A 22,158-nucleotide genomic window follows, 5' to 3' on the forward strand; every position below is an offset into this window, starting at 1 on the left:
AGTCCTATTAATCTCCCCGCCACACACAGGCGCGAGGAGGCAGACCGTGGGGCGTGCGGGGCGCGGTGGACAGTCGTTGGTCCGGGTGGCGGTGGTCGTACGGGCCGGTGCGGTCCCGCTCTGGTGGCTCGGGGTGTCCGCCGCCGGGATCGGGCTGCTGATCCCCGGTCTGACCGGGCGCGGGATCGGCGTCTACGCCGGTGTGGCGCTGTTCGTGGTGTCCGCGGCGGCCGTGCTGCTCGTACGCCGCCGCAAGTACACCGCCTGGGCGGAACGCGCCTCGCGCGCGGGCAGGTTCGACATCCTCCAGGACCGGGCCGTGACGATACGGAACTGGCGGCGCGCCCATGTGTGGTGGCTGGCGGCCGGGTTCGCCGCCGCCGTCGCCAGCTCCTTCGCGGTACCGGTCGTCGCGGGCGCGGTCCTGGCGGGCGCGGGCGTGGGGCTGTGGCTCAAGGCGGCCTGGCTGGGGCGCCTGGAGCGGCGCGACGACGCGCTGCTGTGGGTACGTACGGACTGGGCCGGATCGGGCCGGCCCGCCGGCAAGCGGGTCAAGGGCTACCGCACCACCGGGGTCGGCGGGGGTGACGCCGTACCGGGCGGGGCGCGGCGCCACCGCCCCTGACCGGCACGCCCTGCCGTACCTCCGGCCTCACGCGGTACTTCCCGCGCCATGCCCCGCCGTACCCCCGGTGCCGTCGCTGCCCGTACCCCCGGGGCCACCCCCGCCCGTGCTCCCGGCGCCCCCGTCCGTACCCCCCGCGCCACCGCCCGTACCTGCCGCGCCGCGCCCCGCCGTACGCACCCCCACCCACGCCGCGAGCACCGCCACGCACCCCGTGAAGATCAGCCCCACCGTCCGCAGGTCCAGCAGGAGCGAGAGCGCCCCGACGCCGATCACCGGCACCGAGATGCCGATGTAGGCGATGACGAAGAACGCCGAGATCGTGCCCGCCCGCTGGGACGGCGGCGCCGCCGCGCCGATGGAGGTGACGGCGGCCCGGAAGGCCAGGCCCTGGCCCAGACCCCCGATGACCGCGCCCGCCACCAGCAGCCCCAGCGACTCCGCCGCCAGTGACGCCGCGACCAGCGCCAGCCCGCCCACCAGCACAAAACTGCCGAGGGGCAGCGCCCTGCGCCCGCCGACCCACCCCATCGCGAGCTGCCCCAGCGTCGAGGCCAGGAAGGTGGAGAAGACCACCGCGCCCACCACCGCGAGGTTGTCCTCGTGCAGCGTCTGGGCGGCGAAGCTCGGCGCGACCGAGCTGAACAGCCCCAGCAGCGCGAAGCCGGCGAACGCGGCGAGCGCGGCAGGACCGAACACCCCGTGGACCTCCGGCGGGACCACCAGGCCCTGCGGGGTCAGCGGCGGCCACCGCCGTACGTGGCCCGCCTTCCCGTCCCGCCCCGGGGCGGGCGCCGGCCGCTTGACGCTCTCCGGGAGCAGCAGGGTCAGGCAGGCCGCGATCGCCAGCAGCACGAGATGGACCAGGAACGGCAGGCGCAGCGGGTGTGTCGCGTACTCGGCCAGCAGCCCGGCCAGCAGCGGGCCGCAGCCGAGGCCGCCCATGTTGGCGGCGGTCGCCGCGAGGCCCGCGCGCGCCTTGTGTTCGGGGGAGGCCAGTTCCAGCACGGTCGCGGTGGCCGCGCCGCTGAACAGACCGGCCGAGAAGCCGGACAGCAGGCGGCCCACGAAGAGCACGGCAAGACCGCCCTCGAACAGGAAACACAGCGCGCTCGCCGCCGACAGCCCCACCGCGATCAGCAGGACCGGTTTCCGGCCCGCCTTGTCGGAGTAGTTCCCCGCGAGCAGCAGGAACGTGATCACGCCCACGGCGTAGACGGCGTAGACCACCGTCACGATGAACTCGGAGAACCCCAGCTCCTCCCGGTAGAGCCCGTACAACGGGGTGGGCAGGGTGGTGCCCGCCATGCCGATGGCGAACACCACCGCGGCCGCCGGGTAGCCGAGATGTCGTTGTGTGATCCGCATGGCTCTCAGGATGCGCGGAATCGTCCCGGTCGACGGGCTCCGCCACGGCGCGTGGTCGACGGGCGGCTCTCACGCCTCCGCAGGACGGCTCCCACGCCTCGGTACGGCGGCTCTCACGCCTCCGTGCGGTACGCCTCCAGCCGGTCGGCCAGTTCCCCGGGGTGGCCGAGCATCGGGCAGTGGTCGCCGGGCATCTCGTCCGGGGTGATGCCGAGCCGGTCCCGCACGATCCCTCGCATGTACGCGGCGGGGAAGAAGCGGTCGTCCCGGGGCAGCAGGAACTTCGTCGGCACGTCCGGCCACGCGGCGAGCAGCCAGGGCTTCATGAAGGGGGTGGCCGACTGCGGACGCGCGTGTTCCTGGGCCTGCGCGGCCAGCGCCGGCGGGGTGTCGTGGTGGAAGAGGGCGAGCGTGTCGTCCGGGTCCCTGCCGTCGCGTTTGTCCTGCTCGCGCCGGGCCCGCTCGTAGCCGGTGTTGCCCCACCACTCGCCGGGGCTCTCACCCGGTGCCGGGATCTGCGCCTGGAGCAGCACCAGCAGGCCGACCGGCACGCGGTCGCACACCAGCGGGGCGGTGAACCCGCCGAAGGAGTGCGCCACCACGATCAGATCCGTGCGGCCGCCGATGGCCTCGACCGCGGTGTCGGCGTACTCGGCCAGTCCGGCCGTGTCGTCGTCGCAGGGCAGGTCCACCGCCACCACGTCGTGGCCCCGCCCGCGCAGCTCGGCCTCCAGCAGGTGCCAGTACCAGGAGTCGGTCCCGGCGCCGGGAAGCAGTACGTATGTGGCCATGGTCAGCGATCCCTCGGTAGCGATTCGCGATCCGCGCGCAGCGCGTCCGCGTGCGGTCCGCCCGATTCGGCGACGATCTCCTCGACCGTCTGGGGAGTCCGTACGGTGGCGAAGCGCATCCCGTCGATGGCGCTGCCGCCTTCGCCGTCGTTGCCGTCGTCGTCGCCGGACCGTACAAAACCGTAGATCCCCGGCCGGGCGAGGCTGTTGTACGCGTAGTGGTTGGTGAAGTAGTACGCGCCGGTGTCGAGCGCGGCCACCAGGTCCCCCTGCCCCAGCAGCGGCAGGCGCCGGTTCTCGGCGAGGAGGTCGCCCGCGAAGCAGGCGGGGCCCGCGACGTCCTGGGCCACGATCTGGGCCGTGCTCGGGCGGCCTTCGGCGTCGTACGCGGCGACGCGCAGCGGCCAGGAGGCGGGGTCGTAGACCGTACGGGTGGCCAGCTGCGCGCCCGCGTGGGTGACCGCGATCGGGCGGCCGCCCGCGGACTTGGTGTACTCGACGCGGGCCAGGACCGTGCCGTGCTTGGCGAGCAGCGAGCGGCCGAACTCGGTGACCAGGCCGTACCCGCCGTCGAACAGCCCGGGGACGGTGTCCCGCAGCAGCCGCGCGTAGGTGGCGTACGCCGGGGTCTCCTCGTCCGAGGCGAAGTTGACCGGGAGGCCGCCGCCGATGTCCAGGGTGTCGATCTGGCGTCGGCCGGCGGCCGCGTTGATCTCCTCGGCCAGTTCGTACGCCGCCCGGACGCCGCGGGCCATCAGCTCCAGCGGGACGCCCTGCGAGCCGGTGTGGGTGTGCAGCCGGGTGAGCCAGGGCCGGTCGAGGCAGGCCCGGACGACCCAGGCGCGGGAGCCCCCGTCGCGCAGCGCGACGCCGAACTTGGACGTCGCGGTGGCGGTGGACAGCGCGCCGATGGAACCCCCGCCGACCTGGGGGTTGACGCGCAGGCCGATGGGGGAGCGGGGGCCGGCGCCGGGGGAGCCGCTGATGAGCGTGTCGAGGCGGCCCAGCTCCTGCGGATTGTCGGCATTGACCGCGATGCCGAGGGCGAGGGCCTGGCGCAGCTCGGCGGTGGTCTTGGCGGGGGAGTCGAGGACGGTGTGCTCCGCCCGTACGCCCGCGGCCCTGGCCAGTGCCAGCTCGCCGGGGCTCGCGACCTCGGCGCCGATGCCCTCGTCGTTCAGCAGCCGCAGAACCGGCACCAGCGGGGTGGCCTTCACGGCGAAGGCGTGCAGGACGGCGGTTCCGGGGGCGGTGACCTCTTCGAACGCGGTCCGCAGCGCGGCGGCGGAGGCGCGGATCCCGGCCACGTCGAGCAGGGCGATCACGGGCTGTTCCTCGGTGAGCAGCCCTTGGGCCACGGCGGCCCGCACGGCGTGGTCGCGCCGGGCGGGCGCTTCCCTGTCCCGGGGGCTGTCCCCGTGGCTGTCCCGGTCGCCGAATTGGTCGCGGTCTTGGTCGCGGTCTTGGTCGTTCTCGCGGTCCAGGCCCATGGATGCCAGCCAATCACCCTTGTCGGCCGTTCGTCGTCGATTTGCCGCCGATCTGCCCCCGATCGGGCCGCGTGCGCCCCGTGCCTGTTGACTACAACTATTCATCCGTTCAGGATGTGAATAGATCGGCCAACATGACGTGCACGGCCCACACGATCCACTGTGCACCACCCCCATGGAGGAGGCACCGCCATGTCAGGACCCCGCCCCGTACGGGCAGCGCGCGGTACGGAACTGAGCGCCCTGGGATGGCAGCAGGAGGCCGCCCTCCGCATGCTCCAGAACAACCTCGACCCCGAGGTCGCCGAACACCCCGACAAGCTCGTCGTCTACGGCGGCACGGGCAAGGCGGCCCGCGACTGGCGCTCCTTCGACGCCATGGTCCGTACGCTGCGCACGCTCAAGCAGGACGAGACGATGCTCGTCCAGTCCGGCCGCCCGGTGGGCGTCATGCAGACGCACGAGTGGGCGCCGCGGGTGCTGCTCGCCAACTCCAACCTGGTGGGCGACTGGGCGAACTGGGAGGAGTTCCGGCGCCTGGAGGCCCTCGGGCTCACCATGTACGGGCAGATGACGGCCGGTTCGTGGATCTACATCGGCACGCAGGGCATCCTCCAGGGCACGTACGAGACGTTCGCCGCCGTCGCCGCCAAGCTGCATTCAATGGGTAGAGGAGGGGTCGGCGGCACGCTCGCCGGGACGATCACCCTCACCGCCGGGCTCGGCGGCATGGGCGGCGCCCAGCCGCTCGCCGTGACCATGAACGACGGCGTTGTCATCTGTATCGACTGCGACCCGCGCGCCATCGAGCGCCGGATCGAGCACCGCTACCTGGACGTGAGGGCCGACAGCCTCGCCCACGCCCTCCAGCTGGCCACCGAGGCCCGTGACGCGCGCCGCCCGCTCTCCATCGGGCTGCTGGGCAACGCGGCCGAACTGCTGCCCCGCATGCTCGCCGAGGGCGCCCCGATCGACATCGTCACCGACCAGACCTCCGCGCACGACCCGCTCGCCTACCTCCCGCTCGGCGTCGACTTCGACGACATGGCCGCGTACGCCGCCGAGAAGCCCGCCGACTTCACCCTGCGCGCCCGCGAGTCGATGGCGCGGCACGTCGAGGCGATGGTCGGCTTCATGGACGCCGGCGCCGAGGTCTTCGACTACGGCAACTCCATCCGCGGCGAGGCACAACTCGCCGGGTACGAGCGGGCCTTCGCCTTCCCCGGCTTCGTACCGGCCTACATCAGGCCGCTGTTCAGCGAGGGCAAGGGCCCGTTCCGCTGGGCGGCCCTGTCCGGCGAGGCGTCCGACATCCACAAGACCGACAAGGCGATCCTCGAACTCTTCCCCGAGAACGAGTCCCTCCACCGCTGGATCAAGCTGGCCGGCGAACGCGTCCACTTCCAGGGCCTCCCGGCCCGCATCTGCTGGCTCGGGTACGGCGAGCGTGACAAGGCGGGCGAGCGGTTCAACGACATGGTCGCCTCCGGCGAGCTGGCCGCGCCCGTCGTCATCGGCCGCGACCACCTGGACGCGGGCTCGGTGGCCTCGCCGTACCGCGAGACCGAGTCCATGCTCGACGGCTCCGACGCCATCGCCGACTGGCCGCTCCTCAACGCCATGGTCAACGTCGCCTCCGGCGCCTCCTGGGTCTCCATCCACCACGGCGGCGGGGTCGGCATGGGCCGCTCGATCCACGCCGGGCAGGTCACCGTCGCCGACGGCACGAAGCTCGCGGGCGAGAAGATCCGCCGCGTCCTGACGAACGACCCGGGCATGGGCGTCATCCGCCACGTCGACGCCGGCTACGACATCGCGGAGAGGGTCGCCGAGGAGCGCGGCGTCCGCGTCCCGATGCGCGAGGGCGCCGCCGACGGGTCCTCCGCGGCCGGGCCCTCCGCCGGCGGGTCCGCCACCCCCACGACGGACGGCACCCCCGCGTGACCCCCCGCACCCCGCGCCCCGCGCCGCCCGCCCGCGAACCCGGCACCCCGACCGGGGCGGCCGGGACGGCCGGGAACCCGCCCTCCTTCCAGGAGATGTGGCGCGACCTCGCCCCCGTCGGACGGGACGCCATCAGCCACGGCTACCGCCGCTACGCCTGGACCGCCGCCGACACCGACTGCCGCGCCTGGTTCCGCGCCCAGGCCGAGATCCGCGGCCTGGCCCACGAACTCGACCGGAACGGCAACCAGTGGGCCTGGCTCGGCGACCCCCTGGCCGGGGACGCCGTCGTCACCGGCTCCCACCTCGACTCCGTCCCCGACGGCGGCGCCTTCGACGGCCCGCTCGGTGTGGTGTCCTCCTTCGCCGCCCTGGACGAACTGCGCCGCCGGGGAGCGCGGTTCACCAAGCCCCTGGCCGTCGCCAACTTCGGCGACGAGGAAGGCGCCCGCTTCGGTCTCGCCTGCGTCGGCTCCCGGCTCACCACCGGACAGCTCACCGCCGAGAAGGCGTACGAGCTGCGCGACGGCGACGGCGTCTCCCTGCCCCGGGCCATGGAGGCGGCCGGACACGACCCCGCCACCCTCGGCCCGGACCCCGAACGCCTGGCCCGTATCGGCGCGTTTGTCGAACTGCACGTCGAGCAGGGCCGCGCCCTCGACCTCTCCGGCGACCCGGTCGGCATCGCCTCGGCGATCTGGCCGCACGGCCGCTGGCGGTTCGACTTCCGCGGCGAGGCCAACCACGCGGGCACCACCCGCCTCGCCGACCGCCGCGACCCGATGCTGACGTACGCGGAGACCGTCCTCGCCGCCCGCCGCGAGGCCGAGCTGGCCGGGGCCCTCGCCACCTTCGGCAAGATCTCCGTCGAACCCAACGGCGTCAACGCCATCCCCTCCCTCGTCCGTGGCTGGCTGGACTCCCGCGCCGCCGACCAGGCCACCCTGGACACCGTCGTCGCCGGGATCGAGGCGGCGGCCCGCGAGGCCGCCGAGCGCGCCGGGATCGACCTGAGCGTCGTACGGGAGTCCTTCACGCCCGTCGTCGAGTTCGAGCACGCCCTGCGCGACGAGCTGGCCAGGATCCTCTCCGGCCCCGCGAAGGGCCCCGCCTCCGTCCCGGTCCTCGGCACCGGCGCCGGGCACGACGCGGGTATTTTGTCCGGATCCATTCCAACCGCCATGCTGTTCGTACGGAACCCGACCGGCGTATCGCACTCCCCGGCCGAATCCGCGGCCGAGGACGACTGCGCGGCGGGCGTCCTGGCTCTGGCCGACGTACTGGAAGGACTGGCGTGCGCATGACGCAGGGACCGCAGGAGTCGCACGGATCGCAGCAGTCGCACGGATCGCAGGACCGCCAAGCACCCCAGGAGCCGCGGCAGGAGTCGCCGGAGCCACAGGACCGGCAAGGACCCCGCACCACCTACTGGCTGGAGCACGCCTGGCTCGACCACCACGTCGAGCCCGGCGTGACCGTCGAGGTCGCCGACGGCAGGATCACCGCCGTCCGCACCGAGACCGACACCCCACCCCCGGGCGCCGTGGCCCTGCGCGGACTGACCCTCCCCGGGCTCGCCAACACCCACTCCCACGCCTTCCACCGCGCCCTGCGCGGCACCACCCAGGTCGGCTCCGGCACCTTCTGGACCTGGCGCGAGCTGATGTACCGCACCGCCGCCCGGCTCACCCCCGACTCGTACCACGCCCTCGCCCGCGCCGTGTACGCCGAGATGGCCCTGGCGGGCATCACCTGCGTGGGTGAGTTCCACTACCTCCACCACGGAGCCAACGGGACCCCCTACGACAAGCCGAACGCGATGGGCGAGTCCCTGATCGCGGCCGCCGCCGACGCCGGCATCAGGATCACCCTGCTCGACACCGCCTATCTCTCGTCCGGCGTCTCCAAGCGGCGCGGCGGGGCCGCCCCCGACCGTCACCAGGTCCGCTTCTCCGACGGCACCGCCGACGCCTGGGCGGAGAGGGCCTCCGCCCTCAAGGACAGCGGCCACGCGCGGATCGGCGCGGCGATCCATTCCGTACGGGCCGTGCCGGCCGAACAGCTCCCGACCGTCGCCGCGTGGGCCCGGGCCCGCCGCGCCCCCCTCCACGTGCACCTCTCCGAACAGGCCGCCGAGAACGAGGCCTGCCTCGCCGTCCACGGCCGCACCCCCGTGCAGCTCCTCAACGACCACGGTGTTCTCGGCGCCCGCACCACAGGCATCCACAACACCCACCTCACCGACGAGGACATCGCGCTGCTGGGCGCCACCCACACCGGCACCTGCATGTGCCCCACCACCGAGCGCGACCTCGCCGACGGCATCGGACCCGCCGCCCAGCTCCAGCGCGCGGGCTCGCCGCTCTCGCTCGGCAGCGACAGCCACGCCGTGATCGACCTCTTCGAAGAGGCCCGCGCGATGGAACTCAACGAACGCCTGCGCACCCGCACCCGCGGCCACTGGACGGCGGGCGCCCTGCTCCACGCCGCCTCCGCCGACGGCCACGCGGCACTCGGCTGGCCCGAGGCGGGCCGGATCGAACAAGGGGCACTCGCCGACCTCGTCACGATCGCCCTGGACTCGGTCAGGACAGCGGGACCACTGCCCCGGCTCGGAGCGGAGACCGCCGTATTCGCCGCCTCCGCCGCTGATGTACGCCACACGGTCGTGAGCGGTCGTCATGTCGTCCGGGACGGGGTCCACACACGGATCCCCGACACCGCGCGGGCCCTCGCCGACGCGATCGGAGCCCTGTCCGGCCGCGCCTGACCCCCGACGTCCGGCCCGCGGCGAAGCCGCCGAAGGAGCGCACCCCCACCATGCCCACGAGCACGCCGAACACCCCGCGGACCACCGCCACGACGGCGGCGACCACCGCCCTCACCAACATCGCCGGTCTGGTCACCAACGACCCCTCCCTCGGTGACGGATCCCCCATCGGTCTGATCCAGGACGCGGCCGTCGTCATCGACGGCGACCGCGTCGTCTGGGTCGGTGAATCAAGCAAAGCACCCCCCACTGACAACGCCCTCGACCTCGGCGGCCGGGCCGTCGTCCCCGGCTTCGTCGACTCCCACTCCCACCTCGTCTTCGCCGGCGACCGCACCGCCGAGTTCAACGCCAGGATGTCCGGCCGCGCCTACACCGCCGGCGGTATCCGCACCACCGTCGCCGCGACCCGCGCCGCCTCCGACGCCGACCTCGGCGCCACCATCGCCCGCTACGTCGCCGAGGCCCTGCGCCAGGGCACCACCACCCTGGAGACCAAGTCCGGCTACGGCCTCACCGTCGAGGACGAGGCACGCTCCCTGCGCATCGCGAGCGAGCACACCGACGAGGTCACCTACCTCGGCGCCCACATCGTCCCGCCCGACCACGCCGACGACCCCGCCGCGTACGTCGCGCTCGTCACCGGCGACATGCTCGACGCCTGCGCCCCGTACGCCCGTTGGATCGACGTCTTCTGCGAGACCGGCGCCTTCGACGGCGACCAGGCCCGCGCGATCCTCCTCGCGGGCCGCGCCAAGGGCCTGCACCCCCGCATCCACGCCAACCAGCTGTCCTACGGCCCCGGCGTCCAGCTCGCCGTCGAACTCGACGCCGCCTCCGCCGACCACTGCACCCACCTCACCGACGCCGACGTGGACGCGCTCGCCCACAGCGACACGGTCGCCACGCTGCTCCCCGGCGCCGAGTTCTCCACCCGCGCCGCGTGGCCGGACGCCCGCAGGCTCCTCGACGCGGGCGCGACCGTCGCCCTCTCCACCGACTGCAACCCCGGCTCGTCCTTCACCTCGTCGATGCCGTTCTGTATCGCCCTCGCCGTACGGGACATGCACATGACCCCCGACGAGGCGATCTGGTCGGCCACCGCGGGCGGCGCGCAGGCCCTGCGCCGTACGGACATCGGCCGTCTCGCCCCCGGCGCCCGCGCCGACCTCACCGTCCTGGACGCCCCGAGCCACGTCCACCTCGCCTACCGTCCCGGCGTCCCGCTGGTCTCGTCGGTCTGGCGGAGCGGGGTACGCCTCTGAAACCTCTCCCGCCCCGCGTCACCCGCCTCCTCGACGGATCCGTCACAAGATGGGCGACTGGCACTGTCCCGGCGGGATTTGGGCCGGTACCGTCCTCACGAGCGTGTGCCCACGCACGAGTTCACGGAGGACGTGGACGCGCGGGGGCAGGGGGACCGGGGGGTCGAGTTGAGCGACTTACGCAGCGACGTACGCAGTGCCGCGCGCATCCGTGTGCTGGCACCCGCCGAGTTGAGCGAGGGGGAGGCGGAGGCCTGGCGCGAACTGCGCGCCAAGTCCGGCGCACCCGCCAACCCGTTCATGGAACCGGAGTTCACCCGGGCGGTCGGCCGGGTACGCCCCCGGTCCAGGATCGCCGTCGTACGGGAAAGGGGCGCGGACGGGAACGGGGACGGCGACGAGCCCGTGGGCTTCTTCCCGTACGAGAAAGGCCCGTTGGGGCAGGGCAGAGCCATCGGGACAGGTGTCTCCGACTGCCAGGGCGCGGTCCTCCGCACCGGACTGCGGCTCACGGCGCGCGAGTTGCTGCGCGCCTGCTCCCTCTCGTCCTGGGAATTCGACAACCTCGAAGCGGGACAGGACCTGTTCGTCCCGGCCGCCGCCGAGGAGTTCGCGTCACCGGTCATCGACGTCGGACAGGGGTACGAGGCGTACGAAGCCGTCCTGCGGGCCCAGTCACCCAAGTTCCTCAGGACCACCACGGCGAAGGAGCGCAGACTCGGCCGCCAGGCGGGCGGGACACGCTTCGTCTTCGACGAACGCGACCCCCGGGCGCTGCGCACGCTCATGGGGTGGAAGTCGGCGCAGTACCGCAGGACGGGCCGCCGCGACCGCTTCGCCCAGGAGTGGATCAGCGAGCTGGTACGGGAGTTGGCGGTCACGCGCGCGCCCGGCTGCTCCGGTGTGCTCTCCGTGCTGTACGCGGGGGACCGGCCCGTCGCCGCGCACTTCGGACTCCGCTCGCGCACGGTCCTGTCGTGTTGGTTTCCCGCGTACGACCCCGAGTTCGCCAAGTTCTCGCCCGGCCTGATCCTCCATCTGCGGATGGCGGAGACCGCCGCGGCCGAGGGGATCGGCCTGCTCGACCTGGGGCGCGGCGCGGCGGAGTACAAGGACGCGCTCAAGACCGGTGCGCTGCGGGTGTACGAGGGCTCGTCCGTACGGCCGGGGCCCCGGGCGGCCCTCGCCTGGCTGGGCCGCGAACCGGCCCGCCGCGCGCACAGTTACGTACGGAACCGGCCGAGGCTGGCCGGCTACGCGCAGCGGACCCTGAACCAGGTGGGCCGTCTGCGTGACCGGTGACCACGGCGGAGCGGACGGGGGGAGTGAGCGGTGCTCGACCGAACACGTACACCGGACACGGTGACCGAGGGGGAGGCGGCCCGGGCCGGACTGCCCGACCTGCCGCCGCTCGCGGTCGCCGAGATCGATCTCGACGGCCCCGACGGGGAGGTGCTGTCCCTGAGGCCGGCGCCCGGCGGCCCGCCCCTGGGCGAGGGCGGGGTGTACGCGCTCGTACGGCTCCGGGGCCGCCCGGCCGCGACGGTCCTCGCCCAGGTACGCACTGGTGAGGACCCGGCGGAGGTGCTCGCGGAGGCGTTCCGCGCCGAGTGGGCCGTACGGAAGCGGCGCAACGCGCAGGGCCGCTCCGCCGAACACCGGGCGCGCGCCGAGCCCGTACCCCCGCCGTGTGCCGAGCGCCCCACCCCGCCGCCTCCCCGCGCCACCGTCGTGGTCGCCACCCGCGAGCGCGCCGCCCCACTCGCCCGCGCGCTCGACTCCCTCCTCGCCCAGGACCACCCGGACTTCCGGGTCCTCGTCGTGGACAACGCGCCCCTCACCACCGCCACCCGCGACCTCGTCCAGGGCCGTTACGCGGGCCGCGTCGACTACGTCCAGGAGCCGGTCCCGGGCCTGGCCGCCGCCCACAACCGGGGCATCGCCGCCGCGCGGGGGGAGGTGCTCGCCTTCACCGACGACGACGTCGTCGCCGATCCGCACTGGCTCACCGCCCTCACCGAACCCTTCGCCGCCGACCCCCGCCTCGGCTGCACCACCGGCCTGATCCTCCCGGCCCGCCTCACCACCCCCGCCCAGATCCTGCTGGAGAGCCACGGCGGCTTCGCCAAGGGCTTCACACCGCGGCTGTACGACCCGGCCGCGCCGCCCGCCGACGAACCGCTCTTCCCCTTCACCGCCGGCAGCTTCGGCTCGGGAGCCAACATGGCCTTCCGCGCCCAAGTCCTCGCCTCCGTAGGCGGATTCGACCCGGCCACCGGCACCGGAACACCCGCCAGGGGCGGCGACGACCTCTACGCCTTCGTCCGGGTCCTGAGCGCGGGACACCGCCTGCGCTACACGCCAGGGGCGCTCGTCTGGCACCACCACCGGGAGACCTGGCAGGACTTGAGGAACCAGGCGTACGGGTACGGCGCCGGCCTCACCGCGTACCTCACCGCGATCCTGGTCCGCCGCCCCGCACTGCTGCCCTCGCTCCTGTGGAAGCTGCCGCGCGGCCTCGCCCACGCCCGAGCGATCACCGCGCACCGGGCCGGGCCGGACGCGGGAACAACCCCCGGCACAAGCACCGCCCCCGGCGCGCACGGCGCCCAGGCCCACCCCTGGCCGCGCAGCCTCTCGCGGCTGGAGCGCCGGGGGATGCTCCACGGCCCCCTCGGATACCTCAAGGCGCGTCTGCGAACGCGCGGGAGCCGGTCATGAGCGAAGGCGGTTCACGCACGAGCCCACCGATCCCCGTCCTCCTCTACCACGCCGTCATGGACGACCCACCCGCCTGGATCGCCGAATTCACTGTCACACCGGGGGACTTCGCGGCGCAGTTGGACGCCGTGGTGGCCAGTGGCCGTACGCCGGTGCCGATCAGCGCGCTCGTCCGCCATCTCGTGGACGGCCGCCCCCTGCCGCCCCGGCCCGTCGTCCTCACCTTCGACGACGGCTTCGCCGACCTGCCGGGCCCCACGGCCGAGGCGCTCGCCGCCCGCCACCTGCCCGCGACCGCGTATCTGACCACCGGGGCCATCACCCCGGGTCGTACCAGCCTCCTCCCGCCGGCCCCGATGATGCGGCTGGCGCAGGCACCGCGACTGGAGTCGTACGGGATCGAGGTGGGGGCGCACACCGTCACCCACCCGCAGCTGGACACCCTCCCCGCCCGCGCGCTGAACCGCGAACTACGCGATTCCAAGGCGGCGTTGGAGGACGTCCTCGGCCACGAGGTGGCGCATCTCGCCTACCCGCACGGCTACAACAGCCCGGCCGTACGGCGGGCCTCCGCCGACGCCGGGTACGCCTCGGCCGTCGCCGTACGGCACGCGCTCTCCTCGTACCGCGACGAGTCGTACCGCATCGCACGGCTCATCCTGCGCCGCCGGCACACCGTGCGGCACGTCGAGCGCTGGATGGACGGCGGGCCGGCGGAGGGTGAGGCGGTGCGGGTCGCGCCGTTCAACGACGCGCTGCCCACAGTGGGCTGGCGGCTGTACCGCAGGACGCGCGCCCGTCTGCGCGGGCCGGAGTTCGCGGGGTAGCGCGGCCCGCGCGCACCCCAACTCCCTTGTGTATCAGGGGCGTACGAGAACAACACAAACACGATGACCGTTCTTATACTTCGCTTCAGGGACAGCGGCGTGACGGCCGCGACCACATCTGTGGGGGGAGTCGCACTGTGCAGCAACGTGTGTCCACACCGGTCTCGGGGAGCGGCGCGCTGCCCCCCGTACAGGAGCCCGTACCAAAGGCGCCGGACACCTCGCGGACGGCGGACCAGCCACTCCCCGGGCGCACGACGAAGACTCCGCTCCGTCCCCAACTGCTCTTCTCCTGGCTCCCGCTGGTTGTCGGCGCCGGGCTGTGGGCCTGGTCGTTACCCCGGATCGGGTTCCGCGACATCGGGGAGTTCGGGCTCCTCGACCGCTTCCCGGTCGTCTTCTACGTCTCGCTGGTCGTCCTCTCGGCCGGCTTCCTGGCCAGCCTGCGCCGGGCCGGCACCGCGCCCTGGTGGCCGCTGACCTACTGCGTCGCGATGCTGGTGGCGCTCAAGGCCCCACCGGCCCTGCTGTACGACTCGGTGCGCTACGCCTGGGCGTCGAAGCACGACGCCGTGATCGCCCGGCTGCTGGCCGAGGGGACCTTCCATCCGTACACCGAACTCTCCGGCGGGATGTCGGCGTACGACCAGTGGCCCGGCTTCTTCTCGCTCAACGCGGCGCTGATCAGGGCCTTCGGGGTGGAGGGCGCCGCCGCGTACACCAACTGGGCGCCGGTCGCCTTCGGGTTGCTGATGATGCCGGTCCTGGTGCTCATCTACCGGACGTTCACCGACGACTGGCGTCTGGTGTGGACGGCGGTCTGGATCTTCCAGCTCGCCAACTGGGTGGGCCAGGACTACCTCGCCCCGCAGGCCTTCGCGTATCTGCTCTTCCTGACCGTGTTCGCCGTGGTCGTACGGCACTTCGTCCGGCCGGGCTCCGCCGGGAGGCTGCGCGAACGCGCCCACCTCGACCCGGCGGCGGCGTCCGTGCCCCCGCCCACCACCCGCCGTCAGCGGGCGATCGGGGTGGCGGTGCTCGTGCCGCTGGTCGCCGCCGTCAACGCCTCGCACCAACTGACGCCCGTCATGCTCTGCATGACCCTGATGGCGCTCTGCCTCACCCGCCGCTACCGCAATCTCGGGCTGCTGGTGGTGACCGGGGTTGTCATGCTGGTCTGGGACCTGACGATGGGCCGCCCGCTGTTCCTGGACACCCTCGGCACCCTGCGCGACTCGGCGGGCCGGCTGCTCCAGAACTCCCGCCCCGGATTCGCCGGTGAACCGACCGGTCCGGGGCCGGAGTTGGTGGGCGCGGCCAACATTCTGATGGTTGCCGCGCTCGCCGTACTGGCCGGGGCGGCCGTACTGCTGCGGCGCAGGCTGACCCACAGCGCGCTGCCGCTGCTGCTGGCGGCGGCGGCGCCGGTGCCGCTCTTCGCGGTCAACGACTACGGCGGCGAAATGCTGTTCCGCGTCTACCTGTTCGGGCTGCCGGGCACGGCGTTCTTCGCCGCCGCCGCGCTCGTCCCGGCAGCCGCCGAGGCGGGCCGGTCGCGCCGCCTCGCGCGCCGGGCGGCGGTGGTGGCGCTGCCGGTCGCGCTGGTCGCCCTGCTGGCCGGCTTCCTGCCCTCGTACTACGGGAAGGAAGGCATGCAGTACGCGCCGCCGGCGGAGACCGCGCTGGTCGAACGCGCCTACGACCGGGCGCCGGAGGGTTCGCTGATCCTCGCCACCACCGGGTCCTTCCCGGGCGCGTACCACCGCTACGACCAGTACGAGCGGTGGTTCTTCACGGAGCAGGAGGTGCCGGAGAACCTGAAGATGCTCAAGGACCCGGCGGGCTACCTGGACGCGGGCATCCCGGCCGGACGGACCGCGTACGTGATCCTCACCCCGACCCAGGAGGAGGCGACCATCGGCGAGGGCTACCTGCCGGCCGGCGGCTTCGCGCGCATGGGCGAGGCGCTGAAGCGCTCACCGCACTTCCGCGTGGTGGAGGAGAGCCGGTACGGCCTGGTCCTGGAACACGTCGAGGCCCCCGCCCCCGCCGCACCCACCCCCTGACGTGGAGGCCGCCGCGATGCGACCAGGAGACCCCGAGAACGACCGCGCCGGGGAACGAAACCCGGGCGGCGGAGACGCGGGCGCCGAGCGGAGGCGTGCGGGCGCGGGCGCCGGCGACACGGACACCGGCACCGAACCCGGGACGAACGAGCCCGGCGCCCCTGCGGGGACGCGCCCGGAGCCCGCCGATCAGGCGCGCACCGACGCGCCAGCCGAGCCCAAGGCGCCGGTGGCGCCTGGGACACCGGGGCCGCCCGTCGTGCCCGAGCCTGCCGCGCCCGACCGACCTGCCGAGCCCGCCTCGCCCGCAGCGGCCATGGCGTCCGCCAAGCCCGGCCCTCCGGTTGCGCCCGCCGCGCCCGCGGCGCTCACGCCGTCTGCCGCGTCTGAGCGACCCGTCCAGGCGGCTCCGCCCGCAGGAGCCGCCGCGTCCCCCGCCCCCGAGCCACCCACCGCGCCCTCGTTCCCGCGCCGCACCCCCGGCATCCTCCCGCCGCGCGACCACATCGCTCTCCGGAGCGGTCTCGCCCTGTCCGGCTGGGTGGCCCTGGCCGCCACCGCGCTGCCCGACGGGTCGCCGTCGCGGTGGATACCGGTCCTTCTCTTCGTCAGCCTCGGCCCCGGCCTCGCTCTGCTGCTCCCGCAGCGGTCGCGCCCCGCCGCCCGGCTGGAGGTGCTGGCGCTCGCCGCGCCCCTGAGCCTCTCCCTCGCGACGCTCGCAGCCACCGCGCTGTTCCTGGTGTCCGGTTTCTCGGCGACCCTCTTCCTCGCCGCGCTCGCCACCGTCACCACCCTCGCGAGCCTCCTGCCCGCCCTGCCACTCCCCGCAGCGACGCGCCAACCGGATGCGGCCCCCGAACCGGATCCCGAGGCGCCTCGATGACGGACCGGTCACCCCGGGGCGCCCGCGGGGCCACCCTCCTCGCCCTCGCCCTGACCGTCGTCGGCGCGCTGCTCACGGGAGCCGGCCTCTGGATCGACCGGCAGGAGAACGCCCCCGCGCCACCGACGAGTTGCGCCCCCACCACCCTGCTGGAACCGCCGTGCGGCGCCTGGTGGGGCGCGTACGTCCCGTACGCGGAGAACGGTTCGCTCACCGACGCCGTCCACGGCTTCGAGAAGAAGATCGGCCGCAAGCTCGACCTTGTCTACAACTACCACGACATGTCCGGCACCGACCTCGACGGGACACTGCTCACCCCGGACGAGCGGGAGTTGGGCGAGGACCGGATGCTGATGCTCGCCTGGGAGTCCACCGTGTGGACCGAGCCGCACCACCGGAACTGGACGGAGAAACAACTCGGTTGGGACAAGGTCGCCGCCGGTGACTTCGACGAGGAGATCATCGATCCGCAGGCGCGCCGCCTCAAGGCGTACGGCAAACGCATCTTCTTCTCCTTCGACCAGGAGACCGACTTCCGCACCCCGGACGCCGGCACCCCCGAGGAGTTCGTCGCCGCCTACCGGCACATCTACGACCGGTTCAGGCAGCTCGGCGTGGACAATGTGGTGTGGGTGTGGACCGTGTCCGGCTACCTCGGGAACGCCGAGCTGATGAAGAAGCTCTACCCGGGGGACGCGTACGTCGACTGGATCGGCATGGACCAGTACAACTACTTCCAGTGCCACGACTCCCCGGACTGGCTGGGCTTCGACCGCAGCCAGCGCCCGTCGTACGACTGGCTGCGCGCGAACATCTCCGGCTCCAAGCCGGTGATGCTCGCCGAGTTCAGTACGGCACCCGACCCGGCCAGTCCCGACCGGCAGCGCGGCTGGTACGAGGACATCCCGAAGACCGCGCCCACCCTGCCGGAGGTGAAGGCGCTGGTGCACTGGAACCGTCCGGTACCCGGCGCCAACTGCGACCTGACCGTCAACAAGGGCCCGGCGCTGGAGGGTTACCGCGAGGCGGGCCGTGACGGCTACTTCAATCAGCCGCTGCCCGGGCGGTAGCGCCGTACCGGCGGAATACACCGTAGGGCGAGCGCCACGCCCGCCACCCCGGCCATCCCCAGGAACACCGGCACGGGCGCGGCGGCGAACGGGTCCTGTGCCGCCCACCCGGTGATCACCAGCACCCACAACACCCCGGCTGTGAACCGGCCGTCGGCCCGTACGGCCCACAGGGCCAGGGCGGCCAGCCCGAGACACAGCAGTTGCAGGGCCACCGGCAGCGCACGCAGGACGTCGTCCCGGCCGAACGGCTCCCCGCCCACCGAGAGATCCACCAGGTCGGCCAGGACATCCGTGACCGGCCGGTGCCAGGGCCCCGACGCCCGGTCGGGCCGTACGCCCAGCAGCGGCGGCGCCGAGTGCAGCGACGCGAAACTGATCAGCAGCCCGGTCCCGAGGAGCACGGGCCGGGGCCGGACCAGCGACGTGGCGGCGCACTGGACGACGATCAGCAGGACGCCCCCGGCGAGGGTGAGCGGAGGCAGGGCGTCGATCAACTCCCGTCCGGTCAAAGGGTCCTGGCCGAGCGGGACAACGCGCGCCAGTGGGGACCAGAACAGCCCGGCGGCCAGCCCGAGCAGCAGCCACAGCAGGGTGATCCAGCGCTCCTCACGCTCGCTGGAACGCCCACGGGGCGCGGGCAGCCGCGCGGCCCCCCGCCGTACCGCCCCCTCCCGCGCCTTCACCCGCCCGACCGCCCCCGCCGGAATCCCGAAGGCCGGCGTGCCCGAGTGGTGGTGCGCGCTGTGCGGATACGCGGCCCGCCGCGCCCAGTTGGTGCCGTAGTTGTCGTCCGGCCGTACCGTCTCGCGCCGGGAATCCTCCCGCCGCACCAGCCGCGTCAGCCAGGTGGCACGTGGCGGCCGGCCGCTGAGCGCCGCCCGCAGACCCGGCGCCGCGACCAGCGCGACCAGCGTCATGGACCCCAGCATCGCCAGGCCCGCCCCGGAGATCCCGGTCGGCCCGAGCAGGAACATCGCGCTGCCCAGCACCAGCGAACACATGGCGCCCTGGAGGACGGCGAGCATGCCCGTACGGCCCTGGACCCGCAGCACGCCGATGTACAACTCGACCACCACGCGGGGGAGGGCGGCGGCGGCCAGCAGCCGCAGCACGGTTGTGCCGTGCTCGGCGTAGTCGGGTCCGAACGGCGCGAGCACCTGCGGGGCGAAGACCACCAGCACCAGGACGACGGGCACCAGCAGGACCGCCATCCGGCGCAGCGCCCCCCGCACCCCCTCCGCCAGCCGCTCCGGGCTGTGCGAGGCGTGCGCGGTGAGCGAGGAGGCCATGTTGATGGCCATGAACTCCATCGTGCCGCCGACGGTGTACGCCGTGTAGAAGAAGGCGTTGTGCGCCGCGTCGAAGCGGACCGCGACCATCACCGGCAGCAGATTGATCATCGCGAGGCTGAACAGCGCCCCGACCGAGTCCCCGGCGAGAAACCGCCCGATGTCCCCGAGGCGCGGCGGCTCACGGTCGTGGTCGGCCTCGGCCTGGCGGGGGATGAGCCTGCGGAAGATCAGCCAGCCGAGCGGCAGGACGGACAGGGCGATCGCGGCGGCCCAGGAGACGAAGACACCGAGGACGGGCATCGCGGTCGCGAACACGACGAGCAGCAGCAGCTTCGCGAGGGAGAAGACGGCGTTGCCGACCGGCACCCAGAAGGCTCTCCTGAGGCCGGTGAGCACACCGTCCTGGAGGGTGAGCAGCGCCCAGGTGACGCAGGACGCGGTGAAGACGAGCCCGGCGGTGAGCCCGTCGAGGGGCGCGTACGACGGACCCCAGAGGTCGAGGGTCAGCAGGAACACCACGCAGGCGACACAGACGACCAGCGAACTGACGGCGTAGGCGCGCAGGACCAGCGAGCCGGTGGCGCGCCCGGCCCGGGGCACGTACCGCACCACCGCGCCGATCATGGTGGTGGCGGTGATCGAGGCGAGCAGCCGCATGCCGGCGATGGCGGCGGAGCCCTGCCCGACGGCCTCTTCCGTGTAGTAGCGGGCGGCGACCAGCCAGAATCCCAGGCCGAGGGCGGCGGAGACGCCGGTGGAGAGCATGAGCGCGTACGCGTTGCGGAACATCGAGTCGTGCCCGTCCCGCGCGGGGGTGTCCGCCTTCCCCCCGGCCGGGCCGGCGGGACCGCGCAGCCGGGTGGTCTCGGCCACCTCAGCCGCGCCCGTCCCACACGGCCGGCCGGGCGCCGGCCGCGCTGAGCACGCGGATGATCTCGTCGGCGCGGCGCGGATCGGCGGGCAGGGCGTGCCGGGCGAACCAGGCGGCGGGCGCGGGATACGGCGAGGGATCGGTGAAGACCTCGCCCGCGTAGGTGTCGAGCGGGGGGTCGTAGAGGTAGCCGGTGGTGATACGGCGCCGGGCGAGGGCGGCGATGGCCGCGTCCCGGTCCTGGACGAGCAGGGGCACGCGGAACAGCGGCTGTACGTCGCCCCGCTCCTGGCCGCCCTCCCGGCCCCCGCCACCACCCCACACACTGCCCAACAGCCGCTCCGTACCGGCCCGGTGGGCGTCGAGGCGCGTGTCGAGTCCGGTGAGCAGCCGTTCCGTACGTCTCAGGCGGGTACGCCCCGGCCGCAGCCGGTAGTCGTGCATGTCGACGCGCACCCAGGAGTGGAACCCGCTCAGGCCGGGCTCCCCGGCCAGCGCCTGCTTGAGGTCACCGGCCCGCAGCGGCATCCGGATCGCCTCGCGCTCCTCCTGGCCGAGGGCGCGTAACGCGGCGCGGGCGGCCCGTACCAGACGTAATCCGCGCACCCCGTCCTCGGCGTACGGCCGCACGGCGTAGGCGAGTTCGGCGCGGAGCCGGGTGGGCATCAGCAACTCGTCCCGGGCCAGGGCCAGTTCCGTACGAAGAGAGGGGTCCGCGACGGCGAGGAAACCACCGGTCTTGGCCCCCACATGCTTGGACAGACTGAACACGGACGCGTCCCCGAAACCGCCGACGGGCCGACCGGCCACCGCACTGCCGATGGCGTGCGCGGCGTCCTCGATCAGCGGAACGCCCAACGCGTCGCAGCGGGCGCGCAGTTCGGGAGCGGGGTCGGGGTTCCCGTACAGATTGGTGGTCAGTACGGCGGACAGCCCCCGCCAGTCGGAGTCCGGCACGCGGTCCAGGTCGATCGACCCGTCGTACGGGTGCAACGGCGCCTGTACGGGCCGCAGTCCGGCGGCGAGCACGACGAAGAAGATGACGTCGTCGTTGACCGGCGACATGAGGACCCGCCCGCCGGGCGGGCACCAGTGGCGCAGCGCCAGGTAGAGCCCGAACCGGCACGACGGCACATAAAGACATTCCCTGCCGAGGCGACGGCGCATGAGCGACTCCAGACCGGAGTAGACCGTGCGCGCACTGAACTCCGCCGGGCAGCTCTCCCCAAGAGCCATTCCGATTCCCCCCTGCCCCGGGCTCAATGTGGCCCATACCGGACGGCCTCGTCAATAAGGCGGCAGGACCGGACGCACGGACAGCCGTCGGTACGATCCACAGATGCGGCGCGTTCTGGTGGTGGGCATCAGCGGGGCCGGCAAATCCACGCTCGCGCGGACCCTGGCCGGCGAACTCGCCCTGCCCTACTACGAGATGGACGCACTGCACTACACCGGCCCCGACTGGACGGTGGACGAGGACTTCGCGGTACGGGTGGCCGCCATCGCGGCCTCACCGGCCTGGATCTTCGACTCGTTCGGCTACCCCGAGGTCCGCGACCTGCTGTGGGAACACGCCGACACCGTGATCTGGCTGGACTACCCGAGGCGGGTCGTGATGCCCAGGGTGCTGCGGAGATCGCTGAGGCGGACCGTACGCCGAGAACGGATCTTCGGCGGCAACAGGGAGACGCTGGCGGGGTGGTTCCGCCGGGACCACCCGGCGTGGTGGGCGTGGTCGCAGCACGGGGCGCGGCGGATGGACATAGCCGGCCGGACGACGAATCCCCGCTTCGCACCGCTGAGGGTGGTGCGGTTCGGTGGGCCGGGGGAGGCGGGGGCGTGGCTGAGGGGGAGGGAGTGGGGGCAGGGGTGAGTGATCGGGGTGCGGGTTCGGGCGGAGGGGTAGTCGGGGGTGGCCGGGTTGTGTTGAGCAACGTGGGGCCGCCCCTTGCTGTTGAGTGTCGCGGTTTCGGGTCGGGCGTCAAGGGCGCTCCTGCGGAGCGTCGGCTTCGCCGATTCCACTTCGTTTCACCCTTGACTCCCGCCCCGAAACCGCAAGTGAAGGCTGAGGGGGGCGGCCCGGGGGAAGGTCCCCCGGGGGGCTTGTTTGTTGTTGGGGTTTCGTCGCGGGCCCCGGCTTTCGGCGGGGTTTTGCGCACCACTTGAATGGGG

Annotated in this window: 17 protein-coding genes; 12 read left to right on the plus strand and 5 right to left on the minus strand. The window is 73.4% G+C overall.

The annotated features are described in order from the left end of the window. The first annotated feature begins 46 nt into the window (after nt 1–46). Nucleotides 47–625: a hypothetical protein gene (locus tag ACIO1C_RS21000; protein WP_401865682.1), complete on the plus strand. Its 579-nt coding sequence runs from the start codon at nt 47–49 to the stop codon at nt 623–625. Between the two features lie 27 nt (nt 626–652). On the opposite strand, the gene ACIO1C_RS21005 is transcribed toward ACIO1C_RS21000, so the two are convergent. The 3 genes from ACIO1C_RS21005 to ACIO1C_RS21015 all read right to left on the minus strand — a co-directional run bounded on the left by ACIO1C_RS21005 (nt 653) and on the right by ACIO1C_RS21015 (nt 4,274). Then, entirely contained in the window at nt 653–1,993 is a 1,341-nt protein-coding gene (locus tag ACIO1C_RS21005) for an MFS transporter (protein WP_401865684.1), read from the minus strand. A 113-nt stretch (nt 1,994–2,106) separates the two neighbouring features. Continuing rightward, nucleotides 2,107–2,784 (minus strand): alpha/beta hydrolase, encoded by a 678-nt coding sequence (locus ACIO1C_RS21010; RefSeq protein ID WP_401865686.1) that lies wholly within the window; start codon nt 2,782–2,784, stop codon nt 2,107–2,109. 2 nt (nt 2,785–2,786) lie between these two features. Beyond that, a complete protein-coding gene (locus ACIO1C_RS21015) occupies nt 2,787–4,274 on the minus strand; it encodes a diaminopimelate decarboxylase (protein ID WP_401865688.1) in 1,488 nt (495 codons plus the stop codon). 192 nt (nt 4,275–4,466) lie between these two features. Here ACIO1C_RS21015 and hutU point away from each other — a divergent pair, with 192 nt between their 5' ends. From hutU to ACIO1C_RS21065, 10 genes are all read left to right on the plus strand, one after another. After that, entirely contained in the window at nt 4,467–6,218 is a 1,752-nt protein-coding gene (hutU, locus tag ACIO1C_RS21020; protein WP_401865690.1) for a urocanate hydratase, read from the plus strand. 95 nt (nt 6,219–6,313) lie between these two features. Beyond that, nucleotides 6,314–7,522, plus strand: coding sequence for an allantoate amidohydrolase (locus ACIO1C_RS21025; RefSeq protein ID WP_401865832.1), 1,209 nt, complete (start codon nt 6,314–6,316; stop codon nt 7,520–7,522). Next, nucleotides 7,519–8,988: a formimidoylglutamate deiminase gene (locus ACIO1C_RS21030; RefSeq protein ID WP_401865692.1), complete on the plus strand. Its 1,470-nt coding sequence runs from the start codon at nt 7,519–7,521 to the stop codon at nt 8,986–8,988. The genes ACIO1C_RS21025 and ACIO1C_RS21030 overlap by 4 nt, the downstream gene beginning before the upstream one ends. A gap of 50 nt (nt 8,989–9,038) precedes the next feature. Further along, on the plus strand, nt 9,039–10,253 hold the full coding sequence (hutI, locus tag ACIO1C_RS21035) for an imidazolonepropionase (RefSeq protein WP_401865694.1): 1,215 nt from the start codon (nt 9,039–9,041) through the stop codon (nt 10,251–10,253). A 207-nt stretch (nt 10,254–10,460) separates the two neighbouring features. Further along, the gene (locus ACIO1C_RS21040; RefSeq protein ID WP_401865834.1) at nt 10,461–11,555 is read left to right on the plus strand and encodes a GNAT family N-acetyltransferase; all 1,095 of its coding nucleotides are present in this window, start codon (nt 10,461–10,463) and stop codon (nt 11,553–11,555) included. A gap of 99 nt (nt 11,556–11,654) precedes the next feature. Then, nucleotides 11,655–12,974, plus strand: coding sequence for a glycosyltransferase family 2 protein (locus ACIO1C_RS21045; protein ID WP_401865836.1), 1,320 nt, complete (start codon nt 11,655–11,657; stop codon nt 12,972–12,974). Continuing rightward, entirely contained in the window at nt 12,971–13,801 is an 831-nt protein-coding gene (locus ACIO1C_RS21050) for a polysaccharide deacetylase family protein (protein ID WP_401865696.1), read from the plus strand. Before ACIO1C_RS21045 ends, ACIO1C_RS21050 begins: the two co-directional genes overlap by 4 nt. A gap of 137 nt (nt 13,802–13,938) precedes the next feature. After that, on the plus strand, nt 13,939–15,867 hold the full coding sequence (locus tag ACIO1C_RS21055) for a hypothetical protein (RefSeq protein ID WP_401865698.1): 1,929 nt from the start codon (nt 13,939–13,941) through the stop codon (nt 15,865–15,867). Between the two features lie 16 nt (nt 15,868–15,883). Continuing rightward, nucleotides 15,884–16,750: a hypothetical protein gene (locus ACIO1C_RS21060; protein WP_401865700.1), complete on the plus strand. Its 867-nt coding sequence runs from the start codon at nt 15,884–15,886 to the stop codon at nt 16,748–16,750. Next, nucleotides 16,747–17,820, plus strand: coding sequence for a glycoside hydrolase family 26 protein (locus ACIO1C_RS21065; protein ID WP_401865702.1), 1,074 nt, complete (start codon nt 16,747–16,749; stop codon nt 17,818–17,820). The genes ACIO1C_RS21060 and ACIO1C_RS21065 overlap by 4 nt, the downstream gene beginning before the upstream one ends. On the opposite strand, the gene ACIO1C_RS21070 is transcribed toward ACIO1C_RS21065, so the two are convergent. Next, on the minus strand, nt 17,799–19,988 hold the full coding sequence (locus ACIO1C_RS21070) for a lipopolysaccharide biosynthesis protein (RefSeq protein ID WP_401865704.1): 2,190 nt from the start codon (nt 19,986–19,988) through the stop codon (nt 17,799–17,801). The two genes, ACIO1C_RS21065 and ACIO1C_RS21070, sit on opposite strands and share 22 nt — an antisense overlap. A gap of 1 nt (nt 19,989) precedes the next feature. Beyond that, a complete protein-coding gene (locus ACIO1C_RS21075) occupies nt 19,990–21,153 on the minus strand; it encodes a DegT/DnrJ/EryC1/StrS family aminotransferase (RefSeq protein WP_401865838.1) in 1,164 nt (387 codons plus the stop codon). A gap of 172 nt (nt 21,154–21,325) precedes the next feature. On the opposite strand from ACIO1C_RS21075, the gene ACIO1C_RS21080 reads away from it, so the two are divergent. Next, complete coding sequence (locus tag ACIO1C_RS21080) at nt 21,326–21,859, plus strand: adenylate kinase (protein WP_401865706.1); 534 nt, start codon at nt 21,326–21,328, stop codon at nt 21,857–21,859. Nucleotides 21,860–22,158 lie beyond the last annotated feature (299 nt).

Origin of the sequence: Streptomyces sp. NPDC087420 (genome assembly GCF_044744165.1) — a bacterium.
Classification (GTDB): domain Bacteria; phylum Actinomycetota; class Actinomycetes; order Streptomycetales; family Streptomycetaceae; genus Streptomyces.